17 protein-coding genes and 1 pseudogene are annotated in these 26,987 nt (G+C 43.5%); 15 read left to right on the forward strand and 3 right to left on the reverse strand.

Annotation, left to right across the window (positions count from 1 at the left end):
• Positions 1 to 293: 293 nt before the first annotated feature.
• Both AMS66_RS12460 and AMS66_RS12465 read left to right on the forward strand, forming a co-directional pair.
• A complete protein-coding gene (locus AMS66_RS12460) occupies positions 294 to 2,582 on the forward strand; it encodes a preprotein translocase subunit SecA (RefSeq protein WP_053781111.1) in 2,289 nt (762 codons plus the stop codon).
• 17 nt (positions 2,583 to 2,599) lie between these two features.
• Positions 2,600 to 3,355 (forward strand): class I SAM-dependent methyltransferase, encoded by a 756-nt coding sequence (locus tag AMS66_RS12465; RefSeq protein WP_053781112.1) that lies wholly within the window; start codon positions 2,600 to 2,602, stop codon positions 3,353 to 3,355.
• 91 nt (positions 3,356 to 3,446) lie between these two features.
• Here AMS66_RS12465 and AMS66_RS12470 read toward each other — a convergent pair whose 3' ends face one another.
• A complete protein-coding gene (locus tag AMS66_RS12470; protein WP_053781113.1) occupies positions 3,447 to 3,860 on the reverse strand; it encodes a MerR family transcriptional regulator in 414 nt (137 codons plus the stop codon).
• Between the two features lie 97 nt (positions 3,861 to 3,957).
• On the opposite strand from AMS66_RS12470, the gene AMS66_RS12475 reads away from it, so the two are divergent.
• The 10 genes and pseudogenes from AMS66_RS12475 to AMS66_RS34670 all read left to right on the forward strand — a co-directional run.
• Positions 3,958 to 4,788 (forward strand): SDR family oxidoreductase, encoded by an 831-nt coding sequence (locus AMS66_RS12475; RefSeq protein ID WP_053781114.1) that lies wholly within the window; start codon positions 3,958 to 3,960, stop codon positions 4,786 to 4,788.
• A 315-nt stretch (positions 4,789 to 5,103) separates the two neighbouring features.
• Positions 5,104 to 6,051, forward strand: a complete 948-nt coding sequence (locus AMS66_RS12480) for an ABC transporter permease (RefSeq protein ID WP_053781115.1) — start codon at positions 5,104 to 5,106, stop codon at positions 6,049 to 6,051.
• 13 nt (positions 6,052 to 6,064) lie between these two features.
• Positions 6,065 to 6,934: a carbohydrate ABC transporter permease gene (locus AMS66_RS12485; RefSeq protein WP_053781116.1), complete on the forward strand. Its 870-nt coding sequence runs from the start codon at positions 6,065 to 6,067 to the stop codon at positions 6,932 to 6,934.
• A gap of 65 nt (positions 6,935 to 6,999) precedes the next feature.
• Entirely contained in the window at positions 7,000 to 8,586 is a 1,587-nt protein-coding gene (locus AMS66_RS12490) for an extracellular solute-binding protein (RefSeq protein ID WP_053781117.1), read from the forward strand.
• 312 nt (positions 8,587 to 8,898) lie between these two features.
• Complete coding sequence (locus AMS66_RS12495; RefSeq protein WP_236703364.1) at positions 8,899 to 10,416, forward strand: sensor histidine kinase; 1,518 nt, start codon at positions 8,899 to 8,901, stop codon at positions 10,414 to 10,416.
• Positions 10,416 to 12,038: a response regulator transcription factor gene (locus AMS66_RS12500; protein WP_053781119.1), complete on the forward strand. Its 1,623-nt coding sequence runs from the start codon at positions 10,416 to 10,418 to the stop codon at positions 12,036 to 12,038. The genes AMS66_RS12495 and AMS66_RS12500 overlap by 1 nt, the downstream gene beginning before the upstream one ends.
• Before the next feature lie 84 nt (positions 12,039 to 12,122).
• Entirely contained in the window at positions 12,123 to 14,354 is a 2,232-nt protein-coding gene (locus AMS66_RS12505; protein WP_053781120.1) for an FAD-dependent oxidoreductase, read from the forward strand.
• Between the two features lie 17 nt (positions 14,355 to 14,371).
• Positions 14,372 to 15,580 carry a GDSL-type esterase/lipase family protein gene (locus tag AMS66_RS12510; RefSeq protein WP_053781121.1) on the forward strand — a complete coding sequence of 403 codons (1,209 nt, stop codon included), beginning with the start codon at positions 14,372 to 14,374 and terminating at the stop codon, positions 15,578 to 15,580.
• A 300-nt stretch (positions 15,581 to 15,880) separates the two neighbouring features.
• The gene (locus AMS66_RS12515; protein ID WP_201782168.1) at positions 15,881 to 20,428 is read left to right on the forward strand and encodes a golvesin C-terminal-like domain-containing protein; all 4,548 of its coding nucleotides are present in this window, start codon (positions 15,881 to 15,883) and stop codon (positions 20,426 to 20,428) included.
• Between the two features lie 196 nt (positions 20,429 to 20,624).
• Positions 20,625 to 20,782, forward strand: a pseudogene (locus tag AMS66_RS34670) (hypothetical protein); the annotation flags it as partial.
• Positions 20,783 to 21,421: 639 nt separating this feature from the next.
• Here AMS66_RS34670 and AMS66_RS12525 read toward each other — a convergent pair.
• A complete protein-coding gene (locus AMS66_RS12525) occupies positions 21,422 to 21,907 on the reverse strand; it encodes a hypothetical protein (RefSeq protein ID WP_053781124.1) in 486 nt (161 codons plus the stop codon).
• A 464-nt stretch (positions 21,908 to 22,371) separates the two neighbouring features.
• Complete coding sequence (locus AMS66_RS12530; protein WP_053781125.1) at positions 22,372 to 23,223, reverse strand: alpha/beta hydrolase; 852 nt, start codon at positions 23,221 to 23,223, stop codon at positions 22,372 to 22,374.
• A 403-nt stretch (positions 23,224 to 23,626) separates the two neighbouring features.
• Here AMS66_RS12530 and AMS66_RS12535 point away from each other — a divergent pair, with 403 nt between their 5' ends.
• The 3 genes from AMS66_RS12535 (at position 23,627) to AMS66_RS12545 (ending at position 26,625) form a co-directional block, all read left to right on the forward strand.
• Positions 23,627 to 24,514: a helix-turn-helix domain-containing protein gene (locus tag AMS66_RS12535; protein WP_053781126.1), complete on the forward strand. Its 888-nt coding sequence runs from the start codon at positions 23,627 to 23,629 to the stop codon at positions 24,512 to 24,514.
• Positions 24,515 to 24,777: 263 nt separating this feature from the next.
• Entirely contained in the window at positions 24,778 to 25,659 is an 882-nt protein-coding gene (locus AMS66_RS12540) for a GNAT family N-acetyltransferase (RefSeq protein ID WP_053781127.1), read from the forward strand.
• A gap of 72 nt (positions 25,660 to 25,731) precedes the next feature.
• Positions 25,732 to 26,625, forward strand: coding sequence for a GNAT family N-acetyltransferase (locus tag AMS66_RS12545; RefSeq protein WP_053781128.1), 894 nt, complete (start codon positions 25,732 to 25,734; stop codon positions 26,623 to 26,625).
• The last annotated feature ends 362 nt before the right edge of the window (positions 26,626 to 26,987 follow it).

Below are 26,987 nucleotides of genomic sequence, written 5' to 3' on the forward strand. Positions count from 1 at the left end.
GGAATGAATGATTCGGCTGGCGAGTTAACATCGAAAGAAAAGACTCCATAAGGGAGTCTTTTCTTATCACTGGGCAAGGACATACCGGAATAGATGCCGCTTAAAAAGCCATATGAGATGCTGCATACAGTGTTTTAGGTCAACTTGGCGAATACGAGCTTACGATTTAAGTCATTTTTTACGTGGATATCCGATGTTTGGCATGTCTTATGGCGTGTAGTGAAGCTGGCTAAGAGCGCAAATTTTAGCGACTATAGAACCACTTATTTCTACTGAGGAGGAATCAAATTCCGATGAATGTAGTCGTCAAGTTGATACGTGAATTCAAAGACCGCGATACCCGGCGTTTGTTGAAAGACTATCGAGACAAAGTGGAGCTTATCAGGAAACGGAATTTGGAAGCTTGGGACGATCAGCGGCTGCAAGCGGAATCCCTTCGGCTGCAAGAAGAAGCAAGATCAGGCACGCCTTTGGATGAGTTGCTTGTTGATGCTTATGCGTTAGTCTGCGAGGCTGCGAAGAGAAAACTCGGATTACAGCCTTACGATGTCCAAATCATGGCTGCTGTCGCTTTGCACGAGAGATTTTTGATCGAACAGCATACCGGTGAAGGAAAAACACTCTCTGCTGTAATGCCTGCATATCTAAATGCGCTGACCGGCGAAGGCGTTCATGTGCTCACTTTTAACGATTATTTGGCAAATCGAGATGCCGAGTGGATGGGCCCGATCTACCGCTTCCTCGGGTTAACCGTAAGCTCGGTTCAAGCGGGCATGAGCCTGTTCGAGAAACGGGAAGCTTACGCCAAGGATATAACCTATGTTACGGCTAAAGAAGCAGGCTTCGATTATTTGCGCGACACAATAGCATTAAATGAAGCTGATACCGTACACCGTCCTTTCCACTATGTCGTCGTCGACGAAGCGGATTCACTTCTTCTTGATGAAGCGCGGGTGCCGCTAGTCATTAGTGGCGATTCGAGTGCTTCCAAGAGTGACGGCGTTCTTTTCGCAGAAGTGGCTCGGGAGCTCCAGCCAGCAGAGCATTACGATTTCGACGAGTTCCAGCGGAACGTTTACTTGAATGATGCGGGTGCTGCTAAAGCGGAGTTGCTACTGGGATGCGGCAATTTGTACGATAGCCATAATAGTCATTTGTTAACGTCATTGAATTGTGCGCTACATGTGGAATCGTTATTAAAAAAAGACGTCGATTACATTGTCCGGGACAGTGAAATCGAGCTAATCGAAGAACATACCGGCCGTGTAGCCGAGAACAGGTATTTGCCGGACGGGCTGCAAGCTGCGCTTGTGGCGAAAGAAGGGTTGCAGTGGAATGCCGGCGGGAGAATTCTCGGTACGATCACCATTCAACACTTCATTAGCCTGTATTCGGGAATTTGCGGAATGACGGCTACAGCGCACGCTTCAGCAATGGAATTCGAAGATATCTATGCGCTGCAGGTCGTGCAAATTCAGCCGAACCAGCCAAACATACGGATCGACCACCAGCACCGAATTTACACTCATAAAGAAGCCAAATATAAAGCGCTTGTAAAAGAAATCTCTTCCGTCCATAGGGTGGGACGCCCCATTCTTATTGGTACGTCAAGCGTCGAGGAGTCTGACATGCTGGCGGAGGCGCTGGCGGTTGCCGGCGTACCTTGCCAGGTTCTGAATGCGAAAAACGATGCGAAAGAAGCCGAAATCATCGCCAAAGCGGGAGAAATCGGGGCCGTAACGGTATCTACGAATATGGCAGGACGTGGCGTCGACATTCGTCTCGGCGGCGGCAACCCTGCGCAGGCAGAAGTGGTTGCCAAGCTGGGCGGATTATACGTGATAGGTACACATGTGAACGAAAGCATGCGGATTGACGACCAACTGCGCGGGCGTTCCGGCCGCCAAGGTGACCCGGGGGCTTCCGTATTTTATATAAGCCTGGAAGACGAGTTGATGCTTCGCTTCGGCATTCATAGACTGTTTCGCGCTCCCAGGCAGGACGAGATTCTTGATGATCCGGCGCTCCGCAGCAAAATCGAGCATATTCAGCGCGTTATTATAGGCCAAAACTTCGATATTCAGCGGGAATTGAACTGTTATTCGGATATGGTGGAGGATCAGAGGCGATTTCTATACGAGGAGCGGCTCGAAATATTGAAAGGCGAGAGGAAGATGAGTCCTTCAGAGCAGCGGGTACGGCTTTTTTATATCGACGAGTTCTGGGCTGACCATCTGGCATACGTTTCTTATATTCGCGAAAGCATCCATCTCGAGAGCATTACCAGTCGCAACCCGATCGATGAATTCCATGCGCAAATTACCCAAGCATTCGAGCAAATCCCGGCCAAAATAGATCATGAGTCGGCGAATATGCTTAGAAAACTTGAAGGTTCGAATGATCCGGCGAAATGGGAACAGTTCGGTCTGAAGAGTCCTATTTCGACTCGGACTTATATGATCAACGATCAATACAGTCAAGATAAGCGCAGCTCATGGACCGGAACGACGGTATTTGCTTTTTTGGGACGCAAGATTTTGAGGTTGGTACTGTGGCCGGTACATAGGCTGTCAAAATATTGATGGGAGCGTGACGATCGATGAACAGTAGAGAACGGTTTACGAGCCGGGTCGATTCGTATTTAAAATACCGCCCGAGCTATCCAAAAGAGGCTATTGACCATTTGTACGACGTCGTAGGTTTAGGTGCGAACAGTAACATAGCAGACATTGGTTCAGGTACTGGGATCATCTCAAAACTACTTCTGGAACGCGGAAGCGATGTAATCGCGGTCGAGCCAAATCAGGCAATGCGGGAAGCCGCCGAGCAAATGTTAGAAAGTAATCCGAAATTTCAGAGTACATCAGGTTCTGCAGAATCTACTGGATTACCTGATCAGTCGGTTGATTTTATTGTCTGCGCTCAGGCATTCCACTGGTTTGATCGCTCCGCTGCCCAAATCGAGTTTCGCAGAATTCTACGGCCAGGTGGGAGAGTAATACTCATCTGGAATTCTCGTCTTACAAACGGTACTCCGTTTCGTGAAGAGTACAATCAACTGCTTCATACATACGGAACCGACTACGAAAAAGTCAATCATAAAAATATTTCTCAGACGGTGCTGCTCTCTTTTTTCAAGGAAGGTTCAATGCATGAAGCTCGATTCAGAATGAGTCAGGAGTTCGATTTCGAGGGTTTGAAAGGCCGGTTGCTATCATCTTCCTACAGCCCTGTACCCGGGCATGTAAATTATGATCCAATGATGACAGAACTGCGGAATTTATTTGATAAAAATAATCAAGATGGTCTTGTTGAATTCGATTATGAAACTGAGATTTTTTGGGGAGAAGTATAGATCATCAAAATGATACCCAGCTATATCCTCAAGCTATAGCTGGGTATGTTTGTGGAATTTACGTCCATAAAGCTTTTTCACGATTGTAAGCCTAGATGTTGATTTTAAGTCGTAATTCGGCCATCATAGCCTCCGCTTGTTGTGGATCTTCATTCAGCAGCTTCCTGTATGTCAGCATCCAATTCAGCGTTACAAGCATATGATCATATTCTTCCTTCTTGCGCTCGATCTCATTGATCTTCTGAAGAATCCATTCAATTACTTCTTGGTTGGTGCGTGCGTTCGTATCGTGATCCTGCAAAATCGTCTTTAGCTCAGCTAACGAGCAGCCGATGCCTTGAAATTTCTTAATCAGCCTTAACCGCTCAATTGCTTCGTCTGAATAGTTGCGGTAATTATTCTTTTCTCGCTGAATATGCCTGCTGTCAAGCAAGCCTTCCTTCTCGTAAAATCGAATGGTGTGGGGGGTTAAACCCATCAAGTCTGCTAATTCTTGAATTTTCATATGAAATCATACCTCCAAACGCTTGCCTTAGAGTTCACTTCATAGTTTAGACTGAAGTCATATCTTCGTCAAATGCTTAAGGAGGCGTTAAAATATTATGCGTATATTTGTTACTGGTGCAGCAGGTTATATTGGTACAGCCGTTGTCCGCGAACTCATCGGTGCGGGCCATCAGGTAGTTGGACTGACCCGTTCTGAGAATGGTGCTCACGTATTAGAAAGCTTGGGAGCTGAGGTGGCTCGTGGTGTATTAGAGGATCTGGATATACTGCGCAGCTGTGCAGCCACTTCAGACGGCGTTATTCATCTGGCATTTAACCACGATTTCTCTAATTTCGCCGCATCACTGGCAACTGATCTTCGCGCCATTGAAGCAATGGGAGAGGCGCTTACTGGCTCCGGTAAACCACTTGTTATTACAGCCCATGCGAATGGTAAAACATCGGAGGATGCGGCACTTGCGTTTATAGAACAAGGCGTGAGAGCATTGATCGTCTCGCTTGCACCTTCCGTTCATGGAGAAGGAGATAAAGGTTTCGTGCCGGAATTAATCCGGATTGCTCAGGAAAGAGGCTCTTCGGCTTACATTGGAGACGGCTCTAACCGTTGGCCAGCGATTCATCGCTTGGATGCGGCAGTGTTGTTCCGCCTCGCTGTAGAATCTGCGCCTGCAGGCTCACGACTGGATGGCGTGCACGATGAAGGCATTGCGTTCAGCGACATTGCCGCAGCTATTGGTCGTCATGTGGATGTGCCGGTAGTCAGTATCCCGCCTGAAGAAGCGCAAGCCATCTTCGGTTTTCTAGGCATGGTCGCGTCGCTTGACTTAGCAAGATCAAGTGAAGGGACGAAGGAGCTGCTCGGCTGGAAGCCTGTCCAGCATGGACTTCTCGCAGATCTGGAACAAGGACATTATTTCACAAAATAGTCTAACTGGAATGAATCAAACGCCTTGCTGTCGTTGTTATATTTAACAAAAAAATCATCGTTGCCTAAGTACTAAACCAGGCAACGATGATTTTTTTGTTTTTTTTAAATTTTTATCAACCTGAATCTAAACTATCCCAGAAGGCTAGTTTTTGCGGTACAAGTCCAAGATAAGCTATTTATCAACTGTTCGGCACTGATCACAGTAGGTGACGGTACACTTCCTTAATATCTTATAAGAAATTCTTGAAATTTCAGAAATTTATCCGATAGGGGGGTGCTAATATACAAATACAAACAAAGACGAGGTGATGATATGCAAGTGAAATTGGCAGCGGACGCCATTCCCCTCTCCAAAAAGCGGAAGTCATGGATAAGGACGATACAAAAGTATAAAGTGATGTATGCTCTCTTATTACCGGCCTTAATTTACTTTGCCGTATTCAAATACATTCCTATGGCGGGAATCTTGATTGCTTTTAAAAACTACAACCTGGCTTTGGGCGTATGGGATAGCCCGTGGGTGGGATTCAAGAATTTTACGGATTTTATGAACGGCGTTTATTTCTGGGACATCATGAAAAATACGATTGTAATATCGCTCTATAAGCTATTGTTCGGTTTCTCCGCTCCCATCCTACTTGCTTTACTGCTCAATGAAGTTCATACCCAATGGTTTAAGAAAATCGTACAAACAATTACTTATTTACCCCACTTTCTGTCTTGGGTCATTGTATATGGATTGATGGTAGCATTATTAGCCCCAGGCGATGGCCTTTTTAATATGATTTTGAAGGAAAGTGGTTTTCAGCCCATTTCATTTCTAACGGAGCCTGCTTGGGGAAGACTGCTGGTCATCGCATCTGAAATATGGAAGGACATTGGATGGGGAGCGATACTGTACCTCGCCGCATTAGCAGGTATTGATCCAAGCTTATATGAAGCTGCTCGAATGGATGGCGCTTCCAAATGGAGACAGCTCTGGCATATCACTTTACCCGGCATTCGAGGAGTCATTATTCTGATGCTGATCCTTAAATTAAGCCATATTCTGGATGCTGGATTTGACCAAATATTCATGTTTGCCAACACCTTTAACCAGGAGAAGATCGACATTATCGACACATGGGTATACCGTGAAGGGTTGGAGCGTCTTAAGATTGGCTTGGCTACTGCTGTAGGATTGTTTAAAGCTGTCATTGGATTTGGTTTAGTTTTGGCAGCAAATAAGCTCGCCAAAAAATTCGATGGGCAAATTTGGTGAGGTGGTTTTTAAAATGATCAATTTGACAATCGGGGAAAAAGTTTGGCAATCCGTCGTTTATGTTATTCTTATTTTTTTATCACTACTTTGCTTACTACCCTTTCTATATGTGATTGCTGTCTCAGTGACGCCAGAATCGGAAGTATTAAGAAGAGGGATTGTGATTATACCAGAATCTTTTACCTTTCTGGCCTATAAAGAAGTACTCATCTCTCATGGTATCTGGCAGGCGTATAAAATTACGTTGTTTCGAACGATTGTAGGCACGATGCTTAATGTGTTTTTTACGGTCTTAGCAGCTTATCCGTTATCCAAAAAATATTTGCCGGGACGCAGTCCGTTTTTACTATTCATAGTGTTTACCATGATGTTCAGTGGAGGGTTAATTCCGACTTATCTACTAATTCGCTCTCTGGGGTTGCTAAACAGTCCGTGGGTATTGATTATTCCGAATCTCATTAGTGCATTTAATCTGGTGATCATTAAAGGCTTTTTCGAGCAATTGCCTGGTGAAATCGAGGAATCAGCGAGGGTTGACGGTGCAAGTGAACTTCAATCGTTATGGCGGATCATTTTACCACTGTCTTTGCCCGTCATTTCAACCATTTCTTTATTTTACGCAGTGGGGCATTGGAACAGTTATTTTGATGCTATTGTTTATATCAATGATTCCAACTTCATGCCGCTTCAAGTAGTCTTGCGCAACATCCTGCTTAACGTCGCAACACAAAGCGCTGAGTCGCTCGCCAATTCCGGAGCTGTAAGTACGTTCGCTGTACAGATGGCTACAGTTGTTGTGACTACGGTTCCGATTTTAATCGTTTACCCATTTTTACAAAAGCATTTTACCAAAGGTGTGCTCTTGGGATCCGTTAAAGGTTAAAAGGGGATCCAACCTAACTTATTACGGTGAAACCGTGATAATATACAAGCAAAGGAGAGGTCAATATGCAGCGTAAGAAGATTTCATTTGCTATTCTGTCGGCAATCTTAGGATTGGGAACGCTACTGTCAGGATGTGGAGGGAATGAAGAAGTTACATCGACAACTTCGAGTAATTCGCAAGGGCAGTCTGGCCAGTTTGCAACCAAAATGAAAATCTCAATGTTTAACCAAGGCACTTTCAACGCTGCTGCTCCGGTACCTCCACGTGATGAAGATGTTCAACGTCAAATGTTGGAAAAAGAGATGAACATCGATTTGGATATGATGATTCCTCAAGCTGGGCAAGCAACAACCAAACTGAATACACTCATTGCAGGCGGAGATATTCCAGATTTAATCTTCTTGAAGAGTCGGGCTGATCTCGCGCAATATTACGACCAAGGCGTTCTTGCGGATTTGACACCGTATCTGGATCAATTCCCTGAATTACAGAAACGGTTTGGCAACGACTCATGGGAGGCAATGTCCTATCAAGGAAAAACGATCGGAGTTCCAGGCTATGATAATGTTAACGGTATCAGCCGAAGCTTTTTCATCCGTAATGATTGGCTGAAAAAGCTGAATATGGAAGTGCCAACGACACCGGATGAGCTGTTCGAAGTTATGAAAGCCTTTACAGAGAAAGACCCGGACGGTAATGGCAAAAACGATACGTACGGATTCATCGGCGGTATGAATAAAGAAGGTAATCTGCAAACCTACGGCTTCGATAGCTTGATGTGGATGTTTGGCGTCAATCCTCCTTCGGCCATTGAAATAAAAGATAATGAACCGATATTCCTGTTTATCGATCCCAAAATGAAAGAGGCGCTTGCTTACATTAACAAAATGATGGAAGCCAAAGTAGTAGACCCAGACTGGGTGACGATGAATTCGCCTGATCTGTTGGACCAAAAGATGTTTAAGGGTAAAGTTGGCTTCATGATCAGAGATGCCCGCAGGCTGGAGCCGGATTATCAGCAGAAAATGAAAGAAATTAGTGGCGAGGTGCCGGAATGGATCGTCATTCCTCCGATGAAAGGTCCTTACGGTGATCAAATTGTAGAGAGAAAATCATTCCAAGGCAATTCATGGGCCATTTCCGCGAAAGCGGATAAGGACAAAATCATTCGGATCTTGTCCATGCTGAATTATCTCTTTACAGACGAAGAAGCCTATCCGAATTTTGCATACGGAATTAAAGGTATTCATTGGGATGTAGTGGACGGCAAAATCAAAAATAAAACCTCCGAGTTATCGAAGGAAATGAAAGAGAAGTACCTGTGGGTCGATCATTATAGAATGCCACGCCGTGGTGATGATGCGGAGTACTTCAGCTTCCAGAATCCTAAGACGGCGGAAGCTTTCAAGGATAATCAGCAATATGTGGGGCCAACGTTGCCCGGAAATTTATTGACCCCAGACCCAAGCGATACCTTGGATGCTGACCGTACACGTTTCATTAATGAAAGTTTAGTTAAATTTATGACGGGCAAAGAGCCTCTTTCCAACTGGGACAATTTCCTCCAAACGTTGGATACCAAGTTTGACATGCAGAAATATAAGGAAACAGCAATCAAACAATTTAAAGAAGCCGGCCTTATCAAGTAAAATAAACGGAGAGAGTGGCTATTCGTAGCCCCTCTCTTTATTAGTATATGCTATTCTTAGTTTAAAACGGAACTAAAAGGAAGATGATCGATGCGAAGAAGAATCAGCTTGCCTTTAAAATTATTTTTTATTGTGTTTGCATTTGTATTAGGGTGCATAATCTTGATAAGCCAATTGTCTTATCGCTATGTCCAAAAGGAAATAAGAACCAATGACATTTTTTACACCAATCAAATCCTTGACAAGGTAGACCAGTACTTCACTGTTAATTTTTCCTCTTTCCAGACGATTCTCTTCTCAGTCGAAACATCAGTGAAAGCCAATATTGACAATACGGAAGTGATTAAAAAGCAATTAAGAGAACTGTATGAACTCAATAGTAATTACGTCAGTAATATTTATTTGATCAAAAGCGATTTATCCATTCTAGGCGGAAGTACAGCTACTCGAATATTCGATGAACCGTTATCTGAAAGAGAACCTTTGTTTGATGCGGCTGACAAGAACAGAAGGACTACCTTTGTTAGTGAACCTTACAAATCGAAGTATTCCGGCTGGACCGTTACGATGGTTCGATATCTGAACGGTGCTCCGTTTCCTATGGCCATTGCGGTTGACTTGGATCTAAATGCCATTGAAGAAACCTTGTTCAAGATTAATAAACAAGAACAAATGAATCTGGCTCTGATCACAGCGTCAGGTAAAATCATTGCCGGATTTTCTGAAAATAAAGGACTACTGAATATTCAAGATCATACGTTTTCGATCGGGGAAACGTCAGCGGAACAAATCCTGGATACGACAGAAACAAGTCTTCAACTGCATACCATGGATGGCATTCCGGTCTCCCTTCTGAAAAAACCGACGGAGAAATTCAACTGGACCATCATCTCAATCAATGATGAATCACGCTTGAAAGCAGCTTTGTCCAGATTGGAAACCTATTATATTGAGCTTCTTGCTGCAGGTCTTCTCTTAAGTTTGCTCATTTCTTTTTTGGTTGCCAAATATATAAGGAAACCACTCTATACACTCAAAACAAAAATGAAGCAAGTGGAGCAAGGCTTACTCACAACGACAATAACGATTAATCGAAACGATGAGTTTGGAGATCTTTCACGTGCATTCGATCGTATGCTGCAACAAATTGTGGAACTGATTCGGCGAGCGGAACTTCATAATGAACTTGAACGGAAGTTGGAAATCCAGGTGCTGCAGTCTCAAATTAACCCTCATTTTCTGTATAACACACTTGGTTCGATCAGCAACGTTATACGTCTCGGACAAATAGAGAAAGTAGATGTGGTGATCGGATCGCTCATTTCATTATTGGAATACGGGATAGACGATGCCTCAGAGAAGGTTTCCTTACGTCAGGAACTACGCAATGTAGCGGACTATATCGAGATCCAGAACATTCGGTATAACCGAAACTTCCACTTGATTGAACATATCGAAGCAGGGTTAATGGATTTTCCGGTTTTTCGAATGCTGCTGCAGCCTCTTGTAGAGAATAGCATCTTCCATGGTTATAACGGAGGGGGAATTGAGGGGCCTATTACGATTCATGCGTACAGGGAGGACGGTATCGTCATCATAGAAGTTGTTGATCAAGGCGAGGGAATTCCAGCTGATAAAATAAAGCATATTTTAATCTCAGAACCGAGTGAAATGGAACTAAAAAGGAAAAGAATCGGGCTAAATAATATTCACGGCCGAATAAGACTTCACTACGGAGATCAATTCGGACTGCAAATCATTAGCATACCTAAGGAAATAACCCGTGTACGCGCTTTATTCCCGGCAGAATTGCAAAAAGGAGATGCATAATGGTGAGAGACTATACCTGCTTCATTGTTGACGATGAAGACCTGATCATTCAAAGATTGGAATTGTTTTTTAATGAACTCTCTCATAGGGATAAGCGATTTGTTCTAGTGGGCAAAGCGAATAATGGGCTGAATGGGATCGAGGAGATCATAAAACTTAAGCCGGACATCGTCATATCCGATATCGTTATGCCGCGAATGGACGGAATCTCCATGATTGAGCAGCTCAAGGCGGAGCTCCCCCATACCCAATACATACTTTTGACCGCCTATTCATCCTTTGAATACGCCCAGCGAGCTATTCAAGCCAACGTATTGGAGTACATTGTAAAGGTTCCGCTGAGGGAAGCGGATTTGAATCGAGCTTTGGATAAGGCAGCTGGAATTTTAAATGAGTTTAAGAAAAAAGAAGCGGAATTTCAATCGTTAAATGTATCCGTGCTTGAAAATAAATATAGAGTGCGCAAGCAATTTTTTAACGAACTGATCAGAGGCGAAATTCCTTCTCATCGGGCATCGAATTTTGCTAATCGCATGCAGTTTCATTTCTTTCAAGCCAACTATTGCTGCTTCATCGTCGAAATGAATACGTATGAAAGTTTCCGAAACGAATACTCAGCCGCAGATCAAAACATCTTGAAATATGCGATTACGAATATTATCGAAGAAACGGTGATGAATGGTGGCAGTGGGGTAGCTGCGGATCTGTCCGATAATCGTTTTATTGGCTTTCTATCCTGGGAAAATAACCGCAGTGATATGGAAACGGAATATGCTTGCCTATCCTTGGGAGGGCAGATCGTCTCTCATTTGCATCAATATTTGAATCAAAGGGTATCTGTCGCTTTTGGAGGCCCACACCGAGGCTGGGAGTCGATCAAACAGGCGTACACGGAAGCTAAAAATGTGAGTGAGGATTTCTATTATCATACCGAGAAAGTAGTAAAAACACCGATGCATCGGTTCCAATACCATAATGACAAAAAATCAGACTTTCAGCAGAAGCTGGCTGATTTTCTTATACGGCTGAAAAGGAAGATTTCCAAGGAAGAGCTGGAGAATGCACTTGCCGATCTGAACCAATTTGTCTCGGACCATAAAATCCACAAGTCCATCATGGCACCAATGATTAGAGACTTGTACAGAGACATTACCGTAAAGTTTAAATCGGGGAACAAGATGGCCACAGAAGTCCCAGACTTCCCCATGGAATTTATGGCTTTTCAGGAGCAGCTCGCCTATATTGGCGACTTCACATTCGAATACGTACACGCGGGCCAACTATTACATCGTGCAGAAATCATGAGTGCTATGCATTTTATAGAGATAAACCTGAAACAACGCTTAACGTTGGAGGCAATTGCGGAGGAAGTGAATCTAGCACCATCGTATTTTAGCAGCTTATTCAAGAAAACAATGAACGAAGGTGTGATCAGCTACATCAACCGTAAAAAAATCCATCTCGCTCTCGAGTTGTTAAACGTCCGGGATTATTCTTTATTGGAATTGTGCGAGGAAGTAGGCATCGTCAATGAAGGTTACTTTTGCAAACTGTTTAAAGAATATACGGGTGATACACCTAAGCAATATCGGATAAAAATGACACGGTACGAATCCAAATAAGGATGCAAAAAATGTATGATTTTTTCGCGAAATCCTGTAAAAAAAAAGGGACCAAAACCATTACCATGATAGGAGCATCTAATCATGGAGGTTATCAAAATGGAGCTTATGAAAGCAGATGTAACCGTCGTAGGTGGAGGTATTGCAGGGATATGCGCTGCTATTGCAGCTGCACGCCAAGGTCTGCAGGTTTCACTTATTAATGATCGGCCGGTGCTTGGGGGAAATGCGAGCAGCGAGGTCAGAGTTCATATCAACGGGTCGGCATATCTCGGAAACAGTCCATCCTATTATGCCCGCGAGGGCGGGTTGGTAGAAGAACTCAAGTTGAAGATCTTTCATTATAATCCGTTATACAACAAGAAGCTTATGCTTTCGCTTTCGGATATGGTCTTGCTCGACATGGTTTATGATGAGCCTAACATTTCTCTATTTCTGAATACATGTGTACACGAAACGGGCATGGAGAATGGCAGAATTAAATGGGTGGAGGGCCTTCAATTAGCTTCCGAAAGAAAATTTCGTTTTGAAAGCCCAACCTATATCGATTGCTCCGGTGATGGAATTGTTGGATACCAAGCAGGTGCTCACTTCCGATGGGGAAGAGAGGCGAAGCATGAATACAAGGAAGAGCTCGCTCCAGAAGTGGCAGATCATTACACCATGGGCGATACGATTCTGTTTCAAGCCCGTGACGTAAACTATTCCGTTCCTTACAAAAGGCCTGGCTTTGCGTATGATATTACGAAGCTGGAGTTTTTCGATAGTATCAGAAAAGGATTAAACCATCGGTCTTTTCCAAGGAAAATCAATGGGCTTGGCGGATTGTGGTGGCTGGAATACGGCGGACATATGGATATTATCAAGAATAATGAAGACATCGCATTGGAACTGCGAAAATTGGTGTACGGGATATGGGATTACATCAAAAATAGCGGCGAGTTTGATGATGTGGACAATCTCATCTTGGATTATGTATGCCCAATTCCCGGTAAGCGGGAGTCGAGGCGGTTTATAGGGGAGCACATGCTGTCTCAGAACGATCTTACAGCAAAACCACATTTCGAAGATGCGGTATCCGTCGGAGGCTGGTATATGGATCTGCATGCGAATAAAGGCATCTACGATGAGGGGCCTGCTACAGCGTGGAATTTCGTGCCCGGATTGTATAATATCCCTTTCCGCAGCTTATTTTCACGCAATATTCCTAATCTCATGTTCGCTGGCCGCAATATAAGCGCTACCCATGTGGCTTTCGGGTCTACAAGAGTGATGGCAACCTGTGGTTGTATGGGGCAGGCGGTAGGAACGGCTGCTGCGTTATGCGTAAAATATGAGACAGACCCCGCGGACATCGTCAAAGCGCATATGGATGAGCTTCAAACGCAGCTGCTTCGAGACGGGCAAACGATTGTAGGGCTTCAAGAGCAGCTGGATCCTTATTTCGCTGACGGATTAACGATGCGTGCCTCGTCTCAGCGAAGCTATGAACATCTTCATCCAACCGAAGAGATCTCCTTGGAGAAAGCGTTATGTTTGGTCTTGCCGATTCAGACATCCGTGGCTGAAAGTGTGCAGATCAAAATTAAAAATAGATCCGAGCATTCGGAAACGTTGCAAGTGAAGCTGTTTGGCGGAGAGCGGAAGGAAAACTATATTCCCGCCAGCGAGCTGAAAGACTATCACTTGCTTATTTCAGCGGGTCACGATGACTGGATTACGCTGGACCTGGGCTGCAAGAAGCCTGCTGACGACAAAATCTATATCGTTTTGGAAGGCCCGGCGAGCCTTGCCGTACACGGCAATGAAGAGAAGTTATCAGGAGCGGTCAGCTTCCATTATAGGCCAGAAGTGCCTTCCAGGCTGAAGAAGCTTAATAAGAGTATTTGCTTCAAAGACCTATTGCCATCTCAAAATATGTATAACCCTCAGAATGTTGTAAATGGCTTCTCCAGACCTTATGGTTTGCCGAACGGCTGGATTTCTGAACGTTCGGAAGGACAGGAATGGTTGGAATTTGTTTTTGCAAGTCCTAAGAATCTGGATGAAATCCATCTTGTTTTCAATTCGCAGCTGAATTTGGAGCATTTCGACGATCCGATCGAGCCACTTATCCAGGACTATGATGTGACCTTAACCTTAGAAGACGGAACCGAGAGTGAAATTAATATCCGTGGTAATTATCTTTCGTTGAATAAACATCAAGTGCATGCAAAAGGGGTAACCCGAATCCGGTTTGATTTCTCTGCAACGTATGGTTCGCCTTATTATGAAGTGTTTGCTGTAAAATTTTTTGCTCCTAAAAACGCTAAGTGAGGGCGGGTGAAGTCGCGATGAAGGATTTTTTTCCTCGAAGAGGGCTGCCTAATGTCATTCAAAAGTTGGAAAATGGGGAAACAGTAACAATCGTCTATTTAGGCGGCAGTAATACTCGTTCTGAAGGATACAGGGTCATGACGGCGGATTGGCTGCGAGGGCAATATCCCAATGCGGATATCCGCTCTGTGAACGCAGGCATTGATGGGACAGGATCGGACCTCGGCTGCGCCCGTTTGGAGACAGATGTACTGAGTCATCAGCCTGATCTCGTATTTGTTGAATTTGTTGGAAACGATGGGGGAGTTCCCGAATCCAAAGCGCGGATCGAAGGAATTGTCCGACAGATCCGCAAGCGGAGCCGTTTTACCGATATCCTGTTTGTATATACGGTTAAGGAGCGGGATTTGACCTCATTTCAATCCGGCGAATACCAGAAGGGAGCTCTTATGCAAGATGAAGTCGCCGACTATTATGGTATTCCTTCGATTCATCTGGGCGTAGCGGTCAGTCAATTGGTTTCGGATGGAAAGCTTATTTTTACTTCAAGGGCAGATGTATCCATTCCCGGAGCCGTTATTTTTACACATGATTCGATCCATCCAACGATTCCCGAAGGACATCAGATTTACACAGATACAATCACCCGGTCGTTTGAGAAAATCAGAGAACTTCGAGATCACGTGGGAAAGGTAGAACATCACTTGCCGCAGGAGCCTTTGGTCCCGGCCAATCCGTGGGAGTATGCAACCATGCTGCCACTGGATATTTTTACTCATTTTTCCGCAGGGTGGTCTTACATGACCCCTGATGATTTTCCTTTAGTACGCGAGTACGATTGGTTGTTCCCCGGTCTATGGCGAGCAGTCGATCCCGGAGAGACGATCACAGTGGAGTTTGAGGGAACCCACATCGGATTATTCGATATCGGGGGGCCGGATTCCGGCAGATTGAAGGTGTCGGTGGATGGGGAGGAACCCTTTCTTATCGATCGATTCACTTCATATAACGATCATAATCGAAATCAATATGTTTTCTTACCGGTGCTACCGAATGGGAAACATACGGTTCGCTTCGAAATCGATCACAAGAAGACAGACAAAGCGGCCGTATTTGAGGCAAGTGACAATGAAAGAAGTATGGAACATGTTCGACAACATCCGGCTTGGTATGATCAAACGGTCATTCAGCTTGGGAAGTTGCTATTGGTGCAGCCGCCATTATAATTGATTAGTCCACTTGGAAGACCTATATTCTATCTGACTGCAATTGAGCAATCAATTCGGATGTAGGTTTCTTTTTTTACTTAAAATCTTATAAGAAATTCTTGAAATGAAAGAAATTTTACGTTGATGAGACATGCTATGATAAAAACCATGGAGCGGGTTTAGCCAGAAGGATACGGCTAATTGCTTCTTTATGATCATTCGGGCAAAGGGGGCATTATTATTTTGGAAGCGCTATCATTAAAGGGAAAGGCTGTGAGTTGTTTGGTCAAAAGGAAGCTGTTTTTCTTAATCGTTTTCATGTTGACGATAGTAGTTCCTTCCAGCCTGATCGGAATAAGGGCCGCTTATGCGGAGACCTTACCTTATCAGACGATTATCATCGATGACGGTAGCATTAAGATTAATGATGTTGTGACACCTGATGCGGGTAACGAGAACAATGGATATTCGGCTCCAAATTGGACCACTAGCACAGGGGTGAAGGGGTATGATCTTTCCAGCACCAAATATACAAGTACAGCAGGCAGAACGATAACATGGAATCCACGCTTGGAAGCAGGAACGGCGAAAATATCGTTCTATAAGCTGGATTGGGCGGATAAAGCAGATAGTAATGTAAAGATTGAGATTGTTCACAACGGGGTTACGGATGTCATGTTTATGGATCTGAGACCTTCGTCGGGTCCATCCGTCGGATGGGTTGATTTGGGGGAGTATGAGTTTAGTGGTGATGATACCGAATTTGTCAGGCGAACTCAACCTACGACGGGCAAGATTATTACTCGGGCTGATGCGGTCAAGTTCGAAGGAAATATCCGGCAGCAAGCACCGCCGTTGCCCCCGCTGCGCAGCCGCACACTAGAGAATCTCAGTTACACGGAAAAAGGCAGCATCGAAAATGCAAACTATAAAGCGACCTTCTATGAGGCAGCATGGGATGGAGGCAAATCTATCGTTCGTGACATGTTCTACAAGAACACGGACACAGGAAACTGGACGCCCATAAATAATGTGTCGGAAAGACTTGAGGAGCAATGGGTTTTATTGGATGGGAATGCGGGGAGCCTAACCAATTACTACGATACGATGAATAAACGCTGGGTTACATTCGACGGGATCCATTTTCCTAACAGTCACACGGCGGTTTTAACCGATTCTTCGCATGGTAGTGATTACGATTTTGAAGTGAACTGGTCCATGGCAGGGGATAAACCTGATGTTTCCTTCGCCTTTACACCTCGCCGCAATGGCAATTATGTGATTGGATATCAGTCCTTTACAACAGAAGTAGTCTCCGGTATCAATGAAGTATTAAGTGGATTCAGGTCGCACGCAAAAATGGTAGGTACAGTGGAATCAACAAGCTTGAGGGAGCTGAGCGCTCCAATGAGTCTGGTTGAGAAGAATGACGGTGCGGGGAATCCTTTGACGTATGGGGTATTTGTACCATCAGGAGAGCTTCCGGTTGAATTTGAACCGACGGGAGGCGTGACGAAACAACGGCTTGGCATGAGTCTTGTCAACAACGAAGGCAGCGTGCAGCCGATCCTGTATGCCCCTCAACTGGGGACTTATTCGCAAATGACTGCAGAAAGCACTTATCAATTTCATATGGGCCTAATCGCTCAAAAAAGTAATCTGTATGAGTCCTACGCGGATATTCTTCGCAGTGAGTACGGATATTCGGCATACCGGGAAAATGTCTCCGAGCAGTCGCTTACTGACGCGATGTTCAATATGATTGATGTGCTTAAGATAGAGCCGCAAGGGGACGACTCTGTTGATTATGTCCCGTCACCCAGCGGGTGGTGGAGCCGAGCCAAGGGCTTTATTGATATCGAAAACGAGGATAGCGTTCGAACAAGCTCGAATGCGGTTCTTCTGGGGGCTTACTATTTGACTGGGGATGACCAGCTTTACGATACGAGAGCATTGCCGTCCGTCCAGTATGGCGTATCGCGAAATGGTATCGGTTGGTCGCCGACGAAGAAGAACGTATACGGCGTACCTTCATTATGGAAAATGACCACCCTTCCGTTCGATGTTTCAAGCGTAGCCGCAGTTAATCAGATGATGGGCACTTCGGCAGGAATTGAGGCGATGGCAAAGGAAGAGTACCTCGTGCGTGACCCTGACCAGAAAGACCGGGGGCCTGTCATTCAGCCCCTGATGATGTACCGTATGACGGGAGATGCACAGTATTTGCAAGCTGCCAAGGATGCAGCCGATAGCTATATCATGCAGCATATTGATACGCCTGCATCCGTGAATGTGAGTAAAAATGAATTCATTTATTATTATAGCAAACTATGGATGGAGATCTTGGAGCTTTACGAGGAAACTCAAGATCCCAAATACTTGAATGCTGCTTATAAGGAAGCCAAAAGGTATGCAACCATGTTCGTTGCTCGTCCAGTTCCTGAGGGTAACGTTACGATTCCGCAGCCAGAGACGTATAATTATGCGGAGTCGTTCCATTGGCCGGAAAGCGGTAAATTTCAATATCCTAGGATCAAGCTACCAGAAGATGTAGCCGGAGGCGTACAAGCGGATAGTTGGCTTGTTTCACCGAGCGGATTGACGTTTGAAGCGGGAAGTACAACCGGCTATTATCGGATGAATGCTCAGGAAGCTCCATTCATGCTGAGATTATCGCTCTATACAGGTGATAAACTGCTGCAGGATATTGCTCATAATGCTGTTGTTGGTCGATATTCCAGTTATCCGGGTTATTACTATAAGGGCTTTGCCGTTAGCCAACTGGAACCGGATTTTCCCTTGGAAGGTCCAAGCGGGGCTACATCCATTTATTATCACCATATACCGGGGCAGCTCGGGCAAACGATGGATTATTTGATCAGCGAACAATCATTGAAATCGAACGGGAGTATTACATTTCCTTCTGTATTCGAAACGAATTTTTTATGGTTTAAATATCACCTCTATGGGAATAAACCAGGTCAGTTTTATGGTAATTCGGATGTTTGGCTTTGGATGCCCAAGGGGATTATTCAGACCAACCATCCTCAATTGAACTGGATAACGGGTGAGAGCGGGGATAAATTCTACATCGGGCTAAGCAACGCATCGTCAGAAGAAGTTCAGACTCCGATCGAATTGAATGAACAGATCATTGGGTTCAACCCGGCACAAGATTATACCGTAACCATCATCCGCGACAATGGCACACCAGAACAAGCGGTTATGAGTGGCGGAATCATTCAAGCCACGGTTTCAAGCAAGGGAATCACCGCTATCATTGTAGAGGGACTCAATATTGATGTGCCGCTGCATCAGGTTAGAACTGCTGATACATCGGATGCAAGCTATTTCTTCGATATTCATAGTCCAATCGATGCGGTTAAAGGCATGCTGATCGTCAAGCCAGACGAAACGGTTTATGATGCTTATGTGCAGGCCAAAACGACGAAACCAGCGACAATCCATTATTCCTTGGATGGCGGGGCTACGTATACGACCATCCCAGATACGATATATCCGATGGAATGGTCGATACGGGTGGACGATTTATCCCAAACCTTCACGTATTATGTGGAATCGGAAGGGAAACAGACCCGCAAGCGGACACTCTATCTGCCTGATCAGGTAACGGAAACTCCAGTTCAACCCGATGGGCAGGATGGTTCATCTATCATAGTGGATAATACGGAGGCGGAGACAGAAGGTGTTTGGATAAGGGATACGACGGCTAACGACTATTACTATGATAACTATGTGTATGCCAAATCGACAGCCGGCACAGCGACAAGCAAAATGAAATGGCGGCCAGAACTGCCGGAAAGTGTTACTTACAGTGTGTATTACAAGCTTCCGCAAATAACGGCAGCGACTGAAAATTGGGCAACGAATGCCTCATTTAACGTTTATTATAGCGGGGGCTCCGAGACGGTTACCGTTGATGAGACCACGGCGAATGGTACTTGGGTGCACCTAGGTGACTTTCCTTTTGCTGCAGGCGATAGCGGGTACGTGGAACTAACCAATAAGGCCAACAAGTCCAGGGTCGTTGCCGATGCGATAATGTGGGTGGATTCGAACAGGATACCGCAATTGGAATCGGCGGTGATCCAGTCCGATCGGAACGAGCTGCAGATGACTCAAAACGCACAACTGAGTGTAACCGGCTATTTGGATAACGGTTTGATCGGTGATCTGACACAGGCCAATGTGCAGTATTTTGTTAATCGTACGGATCTGGCTGAAGTGGATAGCAACGGCAAGTTAACCCTTCTAGATCTCGATGGGGCAACGGATCACATTGAGGTATGGGCCACGGTAACGATTGACGGAGTGACCTTAACAACTCCTTCTTTAACTATAACGATCAAGGACCTAACGGTTATCGTCGACAGTACAAATACAACGGGGTTATACACGACAGAAGGGTCTTGGAACCAAAGCAATCTAGCTGGATACAAAATTGGGGTTAAGTCGCGTTACACTACAGTTCAAGGATCATCAGCAACGTGGAAAGGCCAGTTTCCAGAGGGGAAATATACGGTCTCCATCTTCAAGCTCGTCCATACGACGGCAAACGATAATCATGTCAAAGTGGAAGTGAAACATAAGACGGGTACCGAGGTGACGTATATCGATGCAACGGTCGGCTCATCGGGTTGGGTTAATCTAGGAACGTTCGACTTTACAGGAGACGGCAGCGAGTATGTTCGTTTAACTAGGGAGACTCCAACAACGGTAGACCCGCCAACGCTTCCTGCCGATATGATCTATACGAGGGTTGATGCAGTTAAGTTCGAACGACATTCCGTTAGTCCAGAGCTGCTTGCAAATGAGGAGCCAGGTATACCGACACTTTCTGAATAATAGCGGTGATGCGACAGGCTCACATGTGGCAATGATGAGTTTGCGATAAATATGCGGTGGGGAAATAATGGCTCAATGTATAAGTTGTACGAGAATGTCCATTGATCCAAATAGATGAGGTTTTGGATTTTCAAATAAATCGGTCTTTTTGGAGTTGAAGATTACATTTTGCTCGGTCAATGGTTATTTACAACACAAACGGATGATCGACCTCATCCGGAATTTCAGCTAGTTTAGAGAATATCCCAATACAGCTTGGTTAACCGCTACTTTGTGTATAAGGGCTTTACTGAAAAAGCCGAACAACTTGTACAAGCGGGCATTATTTATGAAAAAGAAGATATATTCTATCTACCAGCAGTTGTTATTGAATTCGTGTGCATGGAACAGATGGTATATCGTAATATTGTAATTGACTCAAAGTAACCCCCAAATAAAACTTGATTGATGGCGTGAATCGATTCGTGAAATCAAAGAGGAAAGTTGTAAAGGGACAAGAACATAGTATTATAGCCGTAGTTTATACGACTTTTTAAATGTATGGGATAAGGTTCTAACAAGAACCTTATCCCATACACGATTTTGACGAGAACTTGGACCCATTCCCGACGGATAGCAGGGCAACTTAAAGGTGGTTGAATGAGACATGCAATCATCACCGTCAATAATGTAGACAAAAGAGATACAAATTCTATACGTTTCCTTCAAGGAGTTGGCCTTGACATATACAATGAGCAATATGAAATGGAGAAAGATTTGTCATGACGAAGATGTCAATATGGCAATAGATAAATGGATGCCATTGTGCGACAAATGGAAAATGAAATCATGTATGAATAGCCTGTTAATCATGTCGGATATATGTGAAATACCAAAAGATCTCTTCACTACTGAAGAGATCTTTTGGTGTACAACAACTTTTTAAATGAAAATCACATTACATAATGATGACGGATGAAGCGTGAATCCGCTTGCATGGTACTGTTATGGTGTCTAATGTCCACCTGTATTGGAAGCCCAGACAGGATACCAGCCCAGGGCCGGATTTTCATTGTTGTACAGTACCAGATTGCCGTCATTTTGCATGATCAGCACATTGCCTCTAAGATTGGCTGGCACATTGTCTGTTCCATACCATGCCTTAGCCCACGCCAGGTTATCCGACGTCCAATAAGGTGTGTTTTGCGGATCTGATATTACCAACTTCCCGCTGTAATAATCAATCTGGAGTTTATGTATTCTCGTGTCTTTGGTTTTGCTGTTCCATATCATTTGGCGAGACTTGACGTCCCAGATCCGCGCATCACCATAGTTATCAAATTGAAACGAAAACCTGTTATTGTTTGACACTAACCCTCCACCGGCGACATTATACATCGTGTCATAAATCAGCCGATCTCCACTGGCGGCGGAAGTTACAGGGGAAAATGAAATCAAAAACATGAGCATGGCAAGACAAGATAAAAAAACTTTTTTCATATAACATCCTCTTTTCCTGGATCTGTTTTAAGTTACTCGTCAAATATATCATATATTTTTCTTTTATGGATAAAAATTCAATTAAACTCAAGGGTCCATACAGGAACAAGAAAAATGGGAAGAAGTATGGCTTCCATGATCCGGAGCAGGATTCACAATGGTAATAAAAGTGAATACACATGATCCATTAAAGTTGTATGGGGTATAGCGTAGGTTGGGTTCGTTGCTTGATACCGAAGCCGATAACTGGCATAGCGAGACGAGAGCGTCAATCGTTGAAGCAGTCAGTAGGATGGTAAATAACTAAACAGCCGGCGGTCATATCTACCTGCGCTTTGGTGTTAAATTTGTGTCATCAAACCGCGTCGTTGAGATGAATAGAGAATAGAACTAGAACTAGTAGGTAAACATCACTTCAAGAAAGGTGGAGAGCTATTCTTTAATTAAAAGAGGGCGGTTTCCTCTTATGTATATCCTTCCGATGGCTGCATCAGCCATCGATGCACTTCAGGAAACTGCGCGCTCCATGTGGATTCGTTATGTGTTCCGCCAGGAATAACGTCGAATCGAATCTGCTTCTCTGGAACACCTGATGCGATTAAGGTCTGGTGGGTCAATGCAACGTGCTCACAGGCGGCCCGGTTGAAGTCAGGATTGTCGGTTTCCAGTTCTCCAATGCTCAGATAGACTCGAAGCGCAGGGGAGAGACTCGACTCTTGAATCAATTGGATGATCTCGCCACAGTCGTGCCACATGACAAAGGAAAATCCGCCCACACGGCCAAACTGATCCGGATAGCGAATAGCCGTATACAACGATACGTAAGCACCAAACGAACTTCCAGCAATGATCGTATGTTCCGCTTCAGGAAGCGTCCGGTAGTGGCTGTCGATATAGGGTTTAAGTGTCTGCGCCAGGAAATCCGCATACGCCTCACCTTTGCCCCCAAACTGGTACTCCGCGTTGATCGTAAAGTTATATTCATGATTGCGGTCGTCACCCCCATGATCGATAGCGACCACAATCACCTCCAGTGCTGGATCCTCCAGTGCCATCTGTTCCAGTGTCTCGTCAACACCCCACTCGCATCCACAAGACGTCGCTTTATCAAACATGTTCTGACCATCTTGCATGTAGTAGACCGGGTAGCTGCGATTGTTTTCGTTATAACTTTTCGGCAAATAAATCCAAACTCTACGCTCCGTCTGCAACTGTGGAATTGGGAATGAATCATAAATTTTCACATCGCCCGTGATGGTGTGAGCGGCCTCATCTGTAAAAACTTCTCGCCAAGGTACAGGACTGTTATTCATCATGAAGCCTCCTAGTCTATGTATTAACTAAAATCTTAACGTGATGCTCCTATGAATGCAATGGACGTTCTACTTTCCATAACTTTAGTAGTTCTAATTTTAATTTATCGGTGACAGAAAACCTACTCCAAAGGAGCGGGCATTCTGTTCGATCATTTTAGTGTCTTCGATATACAGTTAGTGAAGATTAGGAGATAATAAATTCACAAGCAATAAAAAGCTTTCCAAAGCTCCCGACATTATTATGAGTTCTAACGAACATCTGGAAGGGAGAGCTGATGATGGCATCCTCGTTCATCCCAGCTATATCGAGATGCTGTTTATCCGCGAACATTTCGAATGCGTAAGTATTATATGTTATTAGTAGAGGATGTAAGAAATAATTCGAAGGAGTGTGGAGTGGAATATGGAACCCTACAAACTCTTAATTGAGCTTCTATCACAAATAGAAAAAAACGTTTCTGGTCCTAGTGAGACAGAATATTGGGCTAAACTTCCTATCTCCATTGTACATTTGCGTCGACTCTTCAGATTTACTTTTGGTATACCGTTACAAAGCTATATTCGCTCTCGAAAGTTAGCAAACAGTGTGGAGAAATTGATGCTAACCGAGAAACGCATCCTCGACATTTCAATGGATTGTGGTTACGAACATGAGCAAACCTACATACGTGCGTTTAAACGCGAATATGGGCTTACGCCTGGCGAATGCAGACACTCTGGCAAAAACATTCATATAACACCACCTCTACACTTGTTTCCAAAAAACAATATTTGTGGAAATTTGGTGTATGGTCCGGATATGATCATGGTTCCATCCTTTCATTTAATCGGCAGAATGTATCAAATTGAGATGGCTGAATCGGTGACAAAAGCACCAGAAGCTGCTAAGCAGTTTTGGTGGAACAAACGGCATAAAGTGCCTAATACCGTAGAACCTAACATCTATTACGGACTAACCAGAATAATTCATCCATCGCTTAGTTGGACGAACTATTTACCCGCTTTGCGTGTAAATAGTTTGAACGATATTCCTGATGGCTTTACTGGTGACACCGTTCCTACTTCCTTATGCGTTGGCTTTCGCTATATTGGGAACCATCATTACGAAGAGATTGATGTGTTACGCGCAGAGGCGCTATATCACGCTATTGATAGACTTGCAGCGGAGCATAAAGGAAGATATGAGCTTATGGATAGTGGGTTCTTCTTCGAGAAGATTGATACAGATGCTTATGATGGACAGTTTTGTCAAATGGAATGGTTTGCGCCCATTAGAGTAAGGCAAACTTGAAATGATCAAAAAAGTTCATTGAGAGTCCTACTATTTTGGTATGTTCATATTGAGAAGTAACAAGAAATAGAATACATATGAAAAGGAGAAGGTATGAACTATAACGAAGTTGTTTCAATCAATGAAACCTCTTTATTTAAAAATCTACCGGAGTAATCCCCTTCAGTTATAGTTGATCTTTACCACCGAACTATTGGAAGTACGAGATATCGTTTATTTAAGGTTTTTGACATAAAATTTTTTATATTTTCTGGGGGATTGAAATGAAGATTGTCTTTAGAAATTTCGATGATTCTTATTATGATAAAGTTTGCGATTTTTTGATTGAATTATCAAATGATGATCGCAGACATATAAACTGGAATTGGGCAAGGTGGGAATGGATGTTTTTTCATTCTGAATTCAATAGAGACTTAATGGATAAAATTGGCTTGTGGTATTGTAATGAAGAGTTAGTGGGTATAGCAACCTATGACCACTATTTCGGTGAAGCATTTTTTGCTACTAAACAAGGTTTTGAAGAATTAGAAAAAGATATATTAGAATATACCACTACTACTTTCAGTAATGAAAAAGGCCTTGGGATTGCGGTTAATGACAAGGATACTCACACTCTAGATTTATTGCGCAGTAAGAAATTTGTAGAGAATGATCTGACTGAAAACATACTTGAACTTACACTAGATCATGTTAGCCTTGATTATGTAATTCTTGAAGGCATAATTTTAAAGAATATGGATATCAAAAAAGATTTATTTAAGTATCAGAAATTACTTTGGAAGGGCTTTGACCACGAAGGTCCTGTGCCTGTTGACGAAATCACTATTGATAAGAAAAAAAGAATGTTGTCAGCAAGAAATATGAATTCATTCCTACATATTGTTGCTGAAAATGAAGAGGGGGAATATGTTGCTTATTGTGGATTATGGTATAGTCAGAAAACTGATTATTTTTATGTTGAACCTGTATGTACAATTCCGGAGTATCGGCAGAAGGGACTTGGAAAAGCAGTGATGTTAGAAGCCTTGAAAAGAGGCCGCTCCTTAGGTGCTGAAAATGCATATGTTAATTCGGATAGTTCTTTTTATAAATCAGTAGGCTTTCAACAGCATTCACATTATACTTTCCATTGGCATAACAATTAATATTTCATTCATGTATTTATAGTTGTTCATCCTATTTATATCTAGTACAGCTTTTTGAAATGAGGATTGTATATGAAAAATCATTATTTTGAAAAAGCAAACAAGAACTTGTTTGCAGTATATCAAACCATATATTCACAAGCAGATATCGAGATGTGGTACGACTGGAATGCTCGGCTAAATGATACAAAATGGTCTGAAGATTGTTATTTTTTGTATTGTGATGGAGAAAAAGTGGGTGGTGCGATTATTGCTCCTAATGTAATCATGTTTCCTTTTCTAATTGCACCTTTTTGTGACAGAAGATTATTTTGGAAGTTGTTATTGCTGCAAGGAGAAGCTATGAGCTCAGAAGGGGAAATCCAATTAAAAGGTATACTCACAGAAAATATTGATATATTAATGAGTTTCGGTGCAGAAATTTGGCGACCGAGACAAATTATGTGCCGACCGACCGACAAATTAAGCTACTCACTTGATGATTGTTATTTCCTCGAAACGCCAAAAGAAAGCGATATACCAGAAATGACTAGAGCCCTCAGGAATTCATTTCTTGGTGGAATAGTTTATGAAGTCTTTGGCGAAGAAAGCATTGAAGAAATTAATAAAACAATAAAGAATTGTTTCGAATGGTACACAGCAACTAATACACTTAATCAAGTAGTAGTAGCAAAGGAAAAAAGCACAGGCAGAATTATAGGCGGCTGTATTGCAGGTGTATATCCGGAGATAGTTAACAATTTTTCAGGTATAAATGATGTGTTTGTACTACCGGAATACCGCGGGAAAGGACTTGCGCAAGCTATGATAAAACACTCTATAACAGCGGCATATTCGATTACGCCGGTTATAAAACTACATATTTTAATTGGCAATCCAGCAGAATACTTGTACCAAAGGCTTGGGTTTGTTGCAGGACCAAGATTTACAGATATGAAGTATAAGAAAAGTGACTCATACACGTAGTAATCTACGGGACCTGATAGCTCTTATGCACATGGAAACGGTCGTGTACAATGACGCGAAGATTATAGTTAAATAACTTGATGAGAGATCCGATAATTAAGCAACGGGACACGATAGCTCAATAAAAGCAAGAAGGAAGCCGATCAATGTGATCGACTGTCTTTATTCAACTGACGTGCAAAGTGAACAACACTTGAGATATGGGACAAAAACATAATCCCATTGAAAGTCGCTTGTGATCAGACAAATAACTAATTGTATCATTATACCTGTTTCATTAGCTAACGGGCAGGTTAGTTCAATCGTGTTGAGAGTACCTTATAGAAATTCACATAGGCAGGAAAGTACGGGAATCATGTGGA

It is taken from the genome of Paenibacillus xylanivorans (assembly GCF_001280595.1).
GTDB lineage: Bacteria > Bacillota > Bacilli > Paenibacillales > Paenibacillaceae > Paenibacillus > Paenibacillus xylanivorans.